This window comes from Paenibacillus lentus (assembly GCF_042714055.1).
Taxonomy (GTDB): domain Bacteria; phylum Bacillota; class Bacilli; order Paenibacillales; family Paenibacillaceae; genus Fontibacillus; species Fontibacillus lentus_A.
In genome coordinates, this window is record NZ_JBHGVC010000008.1 from 14,058 (window position 1) to 26,109 (window position 12,052).

Genomic DNA, 12,052 nt, shown 5'->3' on the forward strand with positions numbered 1-12,052 from the left:
CTGCGATTTTGTGAATGTAAAGGTGGTCGTATTGTAGTGGGATTTGATCAAGCTTCGGCGCAGTGGGTGTACGAGGCGAAGGACTTGGAAGGAACCGAGGCGCTTGCAGCGTTTCTTGCCGCACAGGCTGTACCGGGAACGGTCATTGCCCTGGATGGCGATTTAGGGGCGGGAAAAACGGCCTTTTCTCAGAGATTTGCTAAGCATCTGGGAGTACAGGATACGGTGAATAGCCCGACATTCACGTTAATTAAGGAATATGAGGGCAGACTGCCCTTTTATCATATGGATGTGTATCGGTTGAGCCTAGAGGAAGCGGAAGACCTCGGACTGGATGAATATTTCTACGGCAATGGCGTGACGCTGGTTGAATGGGCCAGCATTATTGCCGACATTTTGCCAGAACAGGTTTTGCATATATATATAGAAGCCGGAGCGGGCTCGGAGCGAAAAATGTTCTTGAACGGCCGGGGAGAGCCTTACGAACAGTGGATCACGACCTTGAGAGAGAATGGAGCTGCACCTGAATGAATGAGATAAAAGAGCCGCGCCAGCGGTTATTGGCGCTGGATACGTCGACCTCGATTCTGTCCGTTGCCGTGATGGAGAAAGGCAAGCTGCTGGCTGAACGGAATATTAAAGCGGAGCGCAACCATTCGGCCTATTTGGTTGCAGCGATTGAGGAAGCCATGGCTGCAGCGGGCATGGATAAAAAAGAACTGGACGGCATTGCCGTCGGCGTCGGCCCCGGATCGTATACCGGGGTTCGCATCGCCGTAACGACAGCGAAGACGCTAGCCTGGTCGCTGCGCTTGCCTGTGACCGCGGTATCGAGCCTGGCCGCGATCGGGTTTGGCGGTTATGCCGCAGGAACAGGCCAAGCTGCAGAGCAATTTGCTTCTGCTTGCGCAGAGGCAGCCGACAGGACGGGGGCTGCTGCGGATTACTCCGCTGAGCACTGGATTGTGCCGCTGGTCGATGCCCGGCGCGGACAAGCTTATACGGCGTTATTTAGCGCAGCAACGGGGCAAATTCCGCGCCGCCGTGAGGAGGACGCGATCCGGCTGGTGGCGGATTGGGTGGATGAGCTTGCCGGACGGCTTCAAGAGCTGCCTTCTGATCAAAGACCGGCAGGCGTATGGTTCGTCGGAGATATCGCGATCCACGCGGCAGCGGTTGAAGAGCTGCGCCCCTTATTAGGAGAAGCGCTGCATATTCGCGGCTACGAGCTCGAAGGGGCATGGCTCGGGCTTATTGGATCAGAACAATTCCTGCGCGGAGCTTATGACGATGTGCATACGCTGGAGCCGAATTATACCCAATTGGCAGAGGCGGAAGCCAAGAAGCTCCGTTAGCATTCAGGGAGGGATTCGGACATGGAGTCCGCAAAATCGATACAAACGGGTAAGGTGACTTTCCGTCATATGACGCTGGAGGATATACCCGATATTATGGTCATCGAGCATGAATCCTTCACCTTGCCCTGGAGCGAGGAGGCTTTCCGCAGTGAAATGACATTGAATCATTTTGCGAAGTATCTGGTGATGGAATATGAGGGGAGCCCTATCGGATATGCAGGCATGTGGACGGTGCTGGACGAGGCGCATATTACGAATATCGCTGTAAGGACGGCATATCGCGGCCATCATTTGGGTGAGCTGCTGTTTCGTAAAATGATCGATTGGGCCTCCGAGCTCCGCATGCGTCGAATGACACTGGAGGTACGCGTCAGCAATCACTCTGCCCAATCCTTGTATAGGAAGCTTGGATTTCATTCTGTAGGCACCCGCAAGGGATACTACTCCGATAATCAGGAGGACGCGCTCATTATGTGGTGCGAGCTTCCCGAGCGGTAGCCACAAGCAGGTGAAGAGGAAGGAAGCGAAGAAGATTGGATTTGAACCAGGATTGTTATATATTGGCGGTCGAGACAAGCTGTGATGAAACATCGGTCGCTGTCGTAAAAAATGGAACTGAAGTACTGTCGAATTTAATTGCGAGCCAGATCGAAACGCACCAGGCGTTTGGCGGAGTCGTACCGGAGGTCGCTTCCCGGAAGCATGTCGAGAGCATCACGTTGATGCTGGAAGGGGCGATTCAGGAGGCGGGCATTTCGCTTGAGGAGCTGTCAGCGGTTGCCGTAACGGAAGGACCCGGCCTTGTCGGCGCGCTGCTGGTCGGCATTATGGCCGCCAAAAGCCTGGCCTTTGCCACGGATAAGCCTTTGATCGGCACCCATCATATTGCAGGGCATATATATGCGAATCGGCTTGTGCAGGAAATCCAGTATCCGTCGATCGCGCTTGTCGTATCGGGCGGGCATACCGAGCTTGTGCTGATGGAACGCGAAGGGAGCTTCAAGCTCATAGGCCGTACGAGAGACGATGCCGTCGGCGAAGCTTATGACAAGGTGGCGAGAGCGCTAGGCTTCCCTTACCCTGGCGGCCCGCATGTCGACAAGCTGGCTCTTGAGTCGGATACCGTTGAGGTTCTGCCGCGGGCCTGGCTGGAGCCGGATTCATACGATTTCAGCTTCAGCGGGTTGAAGTCGGCTGTGCTTAATGCGGTCAATCAGCATAAGATGCGCGGAGAAGAAGGGTATGGCCCGGCGATTGCCCGCGGCTTCCAGGAGTCGGTCATCGAGGTGCTGGTCGAGAAGGCGATTCGTGCGGTTCGCGCAACGGGTGCGGTACAGCTCTTGCTCTGCGGCGGAGTCGCTGCGAATCGGGGGCTGCGCACGGCACTTGCCGAGCGGTGCGGGAAGGAGCGGATCGACCTTGTTATTCCGCCTTTGAAGTATTGCACGGATAATGCCGCAATGATCGGGGCGGCTGCCTATTTAAAGTGGAAGAGCGGCGAGTTCTCCGGCTGGGAGCTCAAGGCAGAGCCGTCCGTAACGCTGGAGTCCTGGTCAGTGGGTGCAAAGCAAGGCTAGGCAGGGCTGGGCTAGGCTAGGCTAGGCTTAGTCCTCTACTCATCTCGGTAGAGATTAAATCAGGCTGGTCATTTCTATAGTCCTGAATAGATACAAATAAGAGCCTCGCTTCATAAGCGAGGCTCTTGCTGTGGGCGAATAAGTTTTAAGCATTTTCCGATGCGGCGGCCGCTTCTTTATTTGCGCCGGATGCCGCTTCGGTTGGATTGCTCATGCGGCTGCTTCCTTCAAAGATGCTGCCTTCTTCAACCGAGAGGCTGGCCACCGTAATATTGCCGTACAATTTTCCCGTTGACGTAATCGAAAGCTTGCTCCTCGTCTGAATGTCTCCTGTCACGGTTCCAGCAATAATGACATTGCGCGCGGCGATATTCGACTTAACCTGTCCCTTCTCGCCGATTGTAACATCGCCTTTGCATTCAATGTCCCCCGTAACCTGCCCCTCGATCCGGATGCTTGCATCCGATTTGATATTGCCCTCAAAGCTGCTGCCCTCTCCTACCAGTGTATCCGTCGTATCAGGATCAAGCTTCACGGGAATCGCCTTGCTCTTGAACATTATTCATCCTCATCCTTTTCCGGTTTAATTAAATATATTTCGGGGTCGACCATAACTCCGTTCTTCACGACTTCAAAGTGCAGATGAGGCCCCGTGCTGCGTCCGGTTGAGCCCAGCGTACCGATGACATCGCCTTGCTTCACTTGATCGCCTTTTGTCGTCGAAACCTCATGCAGGTGCAAATAATTCGTCGACAAGCCCGACGGATGGCTGATCGTGACATAATTGCCCCGGGAGGAGCTGTAGCCAGTATCGGTAACCTTCCCGTCAGCCGCGGCGTAAATCAGGTCGCCGGTATTTCCCTTGATATCCAAGCCGTTATGGAGCGTAAGCCTGCCGTTAAACGGATCTTGGCGCTTGCCGAACGGCGAGGTCGTTTTTAAAGAATCCGCCGGCCAAAATGTCGGCAATATCCGCATCATTTCCTTATACTCCGTCACGGCTTCCTTAGTTTGCTCCAGCCTCGCTTGCAGAGCAGGCATTTCCTCGAGAGAAGCGGATATGCTCTCTTTGGTTTCTTCAATCAAGGAGTCAATATCGTCCTCGGTTAAAGGAATTAATTCACCGCCCATCCCCTCCGTATTCTGCTTGCCATTGGTATTTTCCCATGACAAAGCCGAAGCGGAATGAATCTCGCCTCCTGTACGCTCCCCGTTGGTGATGGATTTCAGCTCTGCTTCCAGCTTCTCGAGCTCTGTCATTTTCGTTTCCAGCGTCTTGGACTTCTCTGAGAGCTCTACCAGTTGAAGCAGCAATCTGTCGATTTCCTGCTCTTTATCGCTGACTGTCGTTTGCAGCAGCTGTGAGGAGGTCGATAGTTTTGTTTCTAAGGCCGTGATCTTAAAGGCGTGGCTCCGGTTCAAGGTAAATAAGACGAGCGCAGCAGCTAGCAATAGAACGACAGCTATTAAGCCTGCTAGCAAATATGTGGAAGTCATTTTTAGACGAAAGACCGGTTGTGAGCCTTCGGGAACAAATAGAACAGTGTAACGTTGGTTCTTGCGTTTAAATCCGAGCTTCATAGCTTCCTCCTGAATCTTGTACGGAATCCTTCCGTATAGCTAAACTTCATCCTATAATTTTAAAAGAACGCAAGACGGTCGTCTTCGTTCACCAAGAGGTACTATTCGGCAAATCATTCCATTATTCCTGTCGCGATGGAAAATATTATCGTAATTTTTTGTGAAATTGGGTAATTTGTCGAAGACTTTCGGGAAGTTCAGGCTGTTTTCTTATATTTATGTACTCCTCGTAAATATAAATAGCCGTAAAGATGCAGCAGAATCGTAACTTTCAGGATCGCAAGGCAGTTTAATAGAGTATAAAAGCTAAGCTAGTGATGCCATTGAACTTGCCAGGGTAAGGGTTGTTTATATAATATGACAGAGGAAAAGTAGTGATTGCCGAATGAGGGAAGTAATGAGGCCTGTTTTGCGATCAAAAATAAGAATCTGGGGCACTGATGATGTATGAACCACTGTTGGAGGCAGGAAATGTTTCTAATAGCGCCAAAAGAGAGGCAAGGTGAGCAGATTATGAGCTACATCAATACTTTTATTAAGGTATCTCCGGATTGTCCTGTAACAAGCAGTGTTGTTCCGCAATATAAAACGAGTAACAAGCCGATTCACGTCATTCAGTATGAGCTGTTAACCGGTCAGCCGTATCAATATACGCACGAACAGCTTTTATTCGAGGTTCATATAAGACATAAGAACATCCCGGCAGAGGAGCTCGCGCTTCATCGACAGCAAATCTGGGATGCGCTGTTCAGTAAATCGCATGCTTGCCTGAGAGCTTCGGCCCTCCCCAAAAAGTACGGTTGGGGCGTTCATTATGATGCTGAAGGAAAAATCGCCATTTATGGAATGGAAACGCCGGAATACGAACGATTTGTGCAATCCGGCCAAGAGATTACTTTGCTGAATGGGATGCGAAGCCGGCGAGGCTAGTTCGAATTGATTAGAAGAGAAAAGGTGACAAATTACGATGGAAGAGATCAAGGGAGAATTAATTACAGTAAATACGTTGGAACAGGATTTTAAGAAGCTCGGAGTTCAGGAAGGGATGACACTTCTTGTTCATTCCTCCTTCAAATCCCTTGGAAAGTGGGTGCTTGGCGGGCCAGTTTCCGTCATTCTCGCGCTGGAGAAGGCGATCGGGCGAAGCGGTACCTTAGTGATGCCGACTCATACCGGAGATTTAAGCGATCCCGCTGGCTGGGTAAATCCGCCGGTTCCCGAGGCTTGGTGGGAGACGATCCGGGCAGAAATGCCGCCTTATGATGCGGACTTGACGCCGTGCAATGGGATGGGCGTTATTCCAGAAACCTTTCGGAAGCAAAAAGGAGTCACCCGCAGCAGCCATCCCCAAGTTTCATTTGCAGCCTGGGGAGCCCATGCGCAGGATATTGTATCCGGTCACGAGCTCGACAATGGGCTGGGGGAATGCTCGCCGATAGCCAATATATATCATCGTCAAGGCTGGGTGCTGCTGCTTGGAGTAGGACATGAGAACAATACTTCGCTTCATCTTGCGGAGCACCGGGCGAGCTATTCCGGCAAGAAAGCAGTAGAATGCAAAGCACCGATAACTAGAGATGGCATGAGGCAATGGATTGGCTACATGGATCTTGATTATGAATCAGCGGACTTTGGACGCTTAGGTGCGGACTTCGGACGTTCGGGCGGAGAAATTCTCCGGGGAAAAATAGCCGGTGCGGACGCGATGCTTATGCCGCAGCGGCAGCTTGTGGACTATGGCGTGCAGTGGTTGGAGCAGCATCGCAGCTAATGACATGCCGCGAGCTTCAAGCCGCGGAGGTAAGCGAGAATATAGATGGAAGCCGCCAAATAACAGACGATAGTCAGTAGGAGATAGGCGTCCGGCAGTAAGAGCGGAAACCTAGAAAATAGACAAAATAGCGCCGCCTGTGACCGTTCACATTGAACTTGGACACAGGGGCGCTTTTTTCATGCCACTATTCCTTGATCTGCCGCATCTCTTGAGGGAATTTAGCGTTGGCCTTCACGGTAAGCACTTGGCGTTATGCCGGTGACTTTTTTGAAGAGCATGGAGAAATACTTGTCGTTGCTGTAGCCTACGCTGGCGGCTACCTCGTGAACCGGGGCGCTGCTTTCGGCAAGCAGGCGCTTGGCTTCCTCGATCCGCCGGGTGATGAGATAGTTGACTGGAGAGTCGCCCAAATCCTTTTTGAATAGGCGGGATAAGTAATGCTGGCTAATATAAAGGGTGTCGGCGATTTCCTTTAAAGAGATGCTTTGGGTAAAGTTGTTGTCTATGAACTCCTTCGTGCGAATCGTGAGTTCATTTTTGCCTTTTAGGGATTGAAATTGATGCTCCGCGTCAATGATCCGGTAAATGAGCGTAATGAGCGACATCAGCAGGTTGCTGCTCAGCGTTTCGTAGCCTAATGCCTGGGAATCGCATTCCCGAAGCATTTCCGATAAGTAGGATTCCACGCGACTGGCATATTGACCGCAGGAAATTACGGGATCGACATACGGAGGCAGCAGCATGCCGCCCGGCACGCCTTCGATGTGCAGATTGTCCACTCCGCAATAAACGACCTTAAATGCCTCCTGCTTCTTGCTCGTTGAGCGTTCCTCATGCAGCACCCCAGGGTTGTAGATGGCTACATCCCCTTGCTGCAAGGCATAGCTCTTGCCGCCAATCTTGAACTCTCCCGAACCTTCAACAATATAGATGATTTCGCAGAAATCGTGAATTTGCATCGGCGCATAGAAAGCTGTCTCATCCACGACTTGTCCGGCGTACAGCAGCTCGGGAATTTTTATGAAGCGGAAACGGTCGGTCTTGTGATGGGGGATTTCGATTTTCGGCACTTCCTTAGTCCCTCCCATAGCAAAGTTACCTACTATTATATAACAGGGTACGAGGAGGTACACATTATTGATCGTTATCCATGGCAAAAGAACAAAATAGTAGGTTATCTTCCCCGGCGGCCCTCACTAGAATAAGGGTATATTCAAATTCATAACGCAGGAGGGAAAACAATGACTTCATTTGAAAGCGACTACAGATGGCGGAACGGCTTTCCAACTATCGGGATTCGCCCGACGATCGACGGAAGAAGAAGAGGGGTGCGCGAGTCGCTGGAAGAGCAGACGATGAACCTGGCTAAGGCCGTAGCTGCTATGCTCTCGGAGGAACTGCGGTATCCAAGCGGCGCTCCCGTAAAATGCGTGATTGCCGACACTTGTATCGGCGGGGTGGCTGAAGCAGCTGCAGCTGCAAAAAAATTCAAAAATGCCGAGGTTGGCGTGACGATCACGGTAACCCCTTGCTGGTGCTATGGGACGGAAACGATGGATACCGATCCGACGATGCCCAAGGCCGTGTGGGGCTTTAACGGAACAGGGCGTCCAGGAGCGGTGTATTTGGCTGCTGTCCTCTCCGCTCACGCCCAGAAAGGCCTGCCGGCGTTCGGCATTTACGGGGAGGATGTTCAGGACGAAGGGGATAACGTTATCCCTGAAGATGTGAAGGAAAAGCTGCTGCGCTTCGCCAGGGCAGGGCTGGCGGCTGCCATCATGAAAGACAAGGCCTACTTGTCGATGGGGTCAGTATCCATGGGCATTGCTGGTTCTATGGTGGATGATCGCTTCTTCCAGGAGTATTTGGGCATGCGCAATGAATACATCGATATGAGCGAATTTACGCGGCGGATGAATGAAGGAATATTCGATCCGGCGGAATATGACAAAGCGCTGGCCTGGACGAAGAAGCATTGCCAGGAGGGCCCGGACAATAATCCGGAGCACCTGCAATCGTCCCGCGACCGCAAAGATCAGGAATGGGAAACGGTAGTGAAAATGACGCTTATTGCCCGCGACCTGATGATCGGCAATCCGCGGCTGGCCGAGCTGGGCTTCGCGGAGGAGGCTCAGGGGCATCATGCGATCGCCTCCGGGTTCCAAGGGCAGCGGCAGTGGACAGATCATTTTCCGAATGGCGATTTTATGGAGACGCTCTTGAATTCCTCGTTCGATTGGAACGGTAAGAGATCCCCTTATATGGTCGCCACCGAGAACGACAGCTTGAACGGGGTCGGGATGCTGTTCGGTTATTTGCTTACGAATACCGCCCAGATTTTTGCCGATGTCAGAACGTATTGGAGTCCGGCTTCGGTAGAGCGGGTTACGGGCTATAAGCTGGAGGGGCGTGCGGAGAATGGGATTCTCCATTTGATCAACTCAGGCTCGGCCGCCTTGGACGGAACGGGCGAACAAACAAAGGAAGGGAAGCCTGCGATCAAGCCATACTGGGAAATCAGCGACGATGAAGTGGAAAGGATGCTTGCAGCCACGCAGTGGCGCCCGGCATCGCTGGAGTATTTCCGGGGAGGCGGCTTTTCCACTGATTATTTGACGCGCGGCGGCATGCCGATGACGATGGCCCGGATCAATCTCGTTAGGGGACAGGGGCCGGTGCTGCAAATTGCGGAAGGATATTCCGTCGAACTGCCGCAGCACGTGCATGAAACGCTCGATAACCGGACAGATCCGACCTGGCCGACAACCTGGTTCGTTCCGAACTTGACGGGCAGCGGCGCTTTTACGAGCGTTTATAGCGTCATGGACAATTGGGGAGCGAACCACGGTGTGATCAGCTGCGGACATATCGGCGCCGATCTGATTACGCTCGCTTCCATTCTTCGTATTCCGGTCAGCATGCACAATGTACCGGCGGAGCAGATTTTCCGCCCGCGGGCATGGGGCCTTTTCGGTACGGAAAGCGCGGAGAACGCGGACTACCGGGCTTGTGCCAACTTCGGGCCGTTATACAAATAGTTTAATGGGTTGACATGATAACAGAGAGGAGAAGCAGCATGCTGAATATGGATACGCGAAACGAGCTGTGCAAATATGCCCGTAAAATCGTGGACAGCGGGCTCGTCGTCGGGCCTGGCGGCAACATCAGTGCACGGGCGGGAGATAAAATGTATGTGTCTCCAAGCGGCTTTGCCCTGGAGGAAATCGAGCCGGAGCAGTGGATCGAAGTCGATATTCCCACAGGAGAAATTACCGAGATCGGCCTACGCCCGTCATCGGAGGTGCTGATGCATTTATATGGATATCGCCAAAAGCCCGATATGGGAGCGATGGTTCATACGCATCCCTCCTATTGCATCGCCTTTACCTTAATCGAACGGGAGCTGCCGATTATGTTTCCAGATCAGGCGGCATTGGTCGGCAGCACCGCATATATTCCCTACCTGATCCCGACGACGGATTTACTGGCGGAAGCCGTCGCCGCCAAGGTCAATGAAGCCAGCTCCATTCTTCTTGGCAACCATGGACTGGTAACGACCGGGCGCAATTTGCGGGAAGCTTTCTATCGAACCCAGGTCGTAGAGGAAAGTGCGAAGATCTATTTAAGCGCAAAAGCTGCAGGAACCCCGATTCCGCTTACCGACCAGGAGGTGGCGGATATCGCTGCACTGGAGAGCGAGGACTATCGGATTCAACTGCTGCAAAAAATGAAATAATCAGGTGGTGATCACGATGAACCTAACTCCATGCGTTCTCGCCTTCGATTTAGGGGCGAGCAGCGGCAGAGCGATCATCGGCGAGCTTGTCAGAGAGGAGCATGGACATCCCGGCAGGCTGAACATTACGGAAATTCACCGCTTTGCGAACACTCCGGTGCAAATCGGCGATCATTTGCATTGGAATATCGCGATGCTGCTGCAGGAAATCAAGCACGCCATACGTCAAGCATTTCAGGCGGGCTTTAAGCCGGTAAGCTGCGGGATTGACACGTGGGGCGTCGATTTTGGGCTTTTGGATCGAAACGGCGAATTGCTCGGCATTCCCTATCATTATCGGGATCGCCAAACCGAGGGGCTGGTGGAGGAAATATCTGCACTCATCGGCGAGGAGCAGCTATTTCGGGAAAGCGGCTTACAGTTCATGCCTTTTAATACGCTCTACCAGTTATACGCCATGAAAAAGGCCAACTCCCCGAAGCTGGAGACGGCGGAGACTCTGCTGCTGACCCCGGATTTGCTTAATTATTTCCTGACGGGGCGAAAAGCCTGTGAGTTCACCATGGCAACAACTACGCAGCTGTATGATCCGGTCAAGGGGGCCTGGAACCTGCCGCTGCTGGAGCGCCTTGGATTGCCGGGAGGTATTTTTCTGGAGCCCGTGCACCCGGGCACGGTCATCGGAGAACTCCGCGAAGCCTTGTGCGCTGAGCTGGAGGTGCCTCCGCTCAAAGTCGTGGCCGTAGCCTCGCATGATACGGAATCGGCTGCCGCCGCCGTGCCTTCCACGGTCCCGCTCTTTGCCTATCTGGTCAGCGGTACGTGGTCGCTCCTCGGTACTCCGATGAATGAGCCGCTTCTCGATCCAGCGGTGCTGAAGCTCCAATTCTCCAATGAGGGCGGCGCCTGCGGCACCTATCATTTACTAAAAAATATTATGGGACTATGGATCTTGCAGGAGTGTAAGCGGAAATGGGAGCAGACGGGCAGCTCTTATTCTTACCCGGAGCTTGCGCTGCTAGCGAAGGAGGCCCCTCCGTTCCGCTGCTTTATCGATCCTGACGATCTCCGTTTTATGAACCCTGCAGATATGTCTGGGGAAATTCTCGGTTATTGTCGGGAGACTGGGCAGGGGGAACCCCGTACCATTGGCGAAACCGTCCGCTGTATTATGGAGAGCTTGGCTTTGCGTTATCGCCAGGTGCTGGAGCAGGCGGAGAAATTGACCAATACGAGGTTTGAGGGGCTGCATATGGTTGGAGGCGGCATACAAAATGAGCTGCTATGCCAGTTTACGGCGAACGCCATAGGACGTCCCGTCTGGACAGGGCCGATTGAAGCCAGCGCGATAGGGAATTTGCTCGTGCAATTGCAGGCCGGAGGCTATATTCGGAATATGGAGGAAGGGATTGAAGTAGTGAAAGCTTCCTTTCCGCTTCGCGTCTATGAACCCGAACACCGGGAGGAATGGGCGGCTGCCTACGAGAAGTATAATGGAGTAACCGTATAATTGTTGGATGGAGGGCTGACATGTTAAAAGGAATTTCGGGCTTAATCTCGCCGAACCTCATTAAAGTTTTGATGGAGATGGGGCACTCGGATGAAATCGTGTTTGCCGACGCTAACTTTCCGGCAGCGAGCCATGCCCAGCGCCTGATCCGCTGTGACGGCCACGGAATTGCCGAGCTGCTGGAGGCGGTACTTCCGCTGTTTCCCCTGGATGTTTATGTGGATCGACCGGTCGCCTTGATGGCCGTAACTCCGGGGGATGGCGTGAAGACGCCGATATGGGACAAGTACAGGCAAATTGTAGAGCAATATCATCCGGGGGCTGATGCCTTCGAGGAAATGGAGCGCTTCGCTTTCTATGAGAGAGCCAAGCAAGCTTATGCGATTGTGTCTACCGGGGAGAAGGCATTATACGGAAATGTCATACTGAAAAAGGGCGTCGTCATATAAACGAAGAATAGCTGCCGAGCGATCCGGCAGCTATTTCTGCTATATCTTATGACAAATCTTATAACAA

At 52.7% G+C, this 12,052-nt stretch carries 13 protein-coding genes; 10 read left to right on the plus strand and 3 right to left on the minus strand.

What is annotated here, in order from left to right; genetic code table 11:
* The first annotated feature begins 36 nt into the window (after nt 1-36).
* From tsaE to tsaD, 4 genes are read left to right on the plus strand one after another with little or no spacing between them, the layout of a single operon-like run.
* A complete protein-coding gene (gene tsaE / locus ACE3MQ_RS18005; RefSeq protein WP_379395157.1) occupies nt 37-531 on the plus strand; it encodes a tRNA (adenosine(37)-N6)-threonylcarbamoyltransferase complex ATPase subunit type 1 TsaE in 495 nt (164 codons plus the stop codon).
* The gene (gene tsaB / locus ACE3MQ_RS18010; protein WP_379395159.1) at nt 528-1,355 is read left to right on the plus strand and encodes a tRNA (adenosine(37)-N6)-threonylcarbamoyltransferase complex dimerization subunit type 1 TsaB; all 828 of its coding nucleotides are present in this window, start codon (nt 528-530) and stop codon (nt 1,353-1,355) included. The genes tsaE and tsaB overlap by 4 nt, the downstream gene beginning before the upstream one ends.
* Before the next feature lie 21 nt (nt 1,356-1,376).
* The gene (rimI, locus tag ACE3MQ_RS18015) at nt 1,377-1,856 is read left to right on the plus strand and encodes a ribosomal protein S18-alanine N-acetyltransferase (RefSeq protein ID WP_379395161.1); all 480 of its coding nucleotides are present in this window, start codon (nt 1,377-1,379) and stop codon (nt 1,854-1,856) included.
* Between the two features lie 35 nt (nt 1,857-1,891).
* Nucleotides 1,892-2,935, plus strand: a complete 1,044-nt coding sequence (tsaD, locus tag ACE3MQ_RS18020; RefSeq protein WP_379395163.1) for a tRNA (adenosine(37)-N6)-threonylcarbamoyltransferase complex transferase subunit TsaD — start codon at nt 1,892-1,894, stop codon at nt 2,933-2,935.
* A gap of 145 nt (nt 2,936-3,080) precedes the next feature.
* Here the strand turns inward: tsaD and ACE3MQ_RS18025 are convergent, their stop codons facing one another.
* Nucleotides 3,081-3,494 carry a bactofilin family protein gene (locus ACE3MQ_RS18025; RefSeq protein WP_379395165.1) on the minus strand — a complete coding sequence of 138 codons (414 nt, stop codon included), beginning with the start codon at nt 3,492-3,494 and terminating at the stop codon, nt 3,081-3,083.
* Complete coding sequence (locus tag ACE3MQ_RS18030) at nt 3,494-4,516, minus strand: M23 family metallopeptidase (protein ID WP_379395167.1); 1,023 nt, start codon at nt 4,514-4,516, stop codon at nt 3,494-3,496. The genes ACE3MQ_RS18025 and ACE3MQ_RS18030 overlap by 1 nt, the downstream gene beginning before the upstream one ends.
* A gap of 513 nt (nt 4,517-5,029) precedes the next feature.
* On the opposite strand from ACE3MQ_RS18030, the gene ACE3MQ_RS18035 reads away from it, so the two are divergent.
* Together ACE3MQ_RS18035 and ACE3MQ_RS18040 are read left to right on the plus strand one after the other, a co-directional pair.
* A complete protein-coding gene (locus ACE3MQ_RS18035) occupies nt 5,030-5,446 on the plus strand; it encodes a DUF6157 family protein (protein WP_379395169.1) in 417 nt (138 codons plus the stop codon).
* 37 nt (nt 5,447-5,483) lie between these two features.
* Entirely contained in the window at nt 5,484-6,287 is an 804-nt protein-coding gene (locus ACE3MQ_RS18040) for an AAC(3) family N-acetyltransferase (protein WP_379395171.1), read from the plus strand.
* A 221-nt stretch (nt 6,288-6,508) separates the two neighbouring features.
* Here the strand turns inward: ACE3MQ_RS18040 and ACE3MQ_RS18045 are convergent, their stop codons facing one another.
* Nucleotides 6,509-7,360 (minus strand): AraC family transcriptional regulator, encoded by an 852-nt coding sequence (locus tag ACE3MQ_RS18045; RefSeq protein ID WP_379395173.1) that lies wholly within the window; start codon nt 7,358-7,360, stop codon nt 6,509-6,511.
* Between the two features lie 171 nt (nt 7,361-7,531).
* On the opposite strand from ACE3MQ_RS18045, the gene ACE3MQ_RS18050 reads away from it, so the two are divergent.
* The 4 genes from ACE3MQ_RS18050 to fucU are packed head-to-tail and all read left to right on the plus strand — an operon-like array spanning nt 7,532 to nt 11,985.
* Nucleotides 7,532-9,328 (plus strand): L-fucose isomerase, encoded by a 1,797-nt coding sequence (locus ACE3MQ_RS18050; protein WP_379395175.1) that lies wholly within the window; start codon nt 7,532-7,534, stop codon nt 9,326-9,328.
* Between the two features lie 38 nt (nt 9,329-9,366).
* Nucleotides 9,367-10,026 (plus strand): class II aldolase/adducin family protein, encoded by a 660-nt coding sequence (locus tag ACE3MQ_RS18055; RefSeq protein WP_379395177.1) that lies wholly within the window; start codon nt 9,367-9,369, stop codon nt 10,024-10,026.
* Between the two features lie 16 nt (nt 10,027-10,042).
* Entirely contained in the window at nt 10,043-11,536 is a 1,494-nt protein-coding gene (locus ACE3MQ_RS18060; RefSeq protein ID WP_379395179.1) for a rhamnulokinase, read from the plus strand.
* A 20-nt stretch (nt 11,537-11,556) separates the two neighbouring features.
* Complete coding sequence (gene fucU / locus ACE3MQ_RS18065; protein WP_379395181.1) at nt 11,557-11,985, plus strand: L-fucose mutarotase; 429 nt, start codon at nt 11,557-11,559, stop codon at nt 11,983-11,985.
* Nucleotides 11,986-12,052 lie beyond the last annotated feature (67 nt).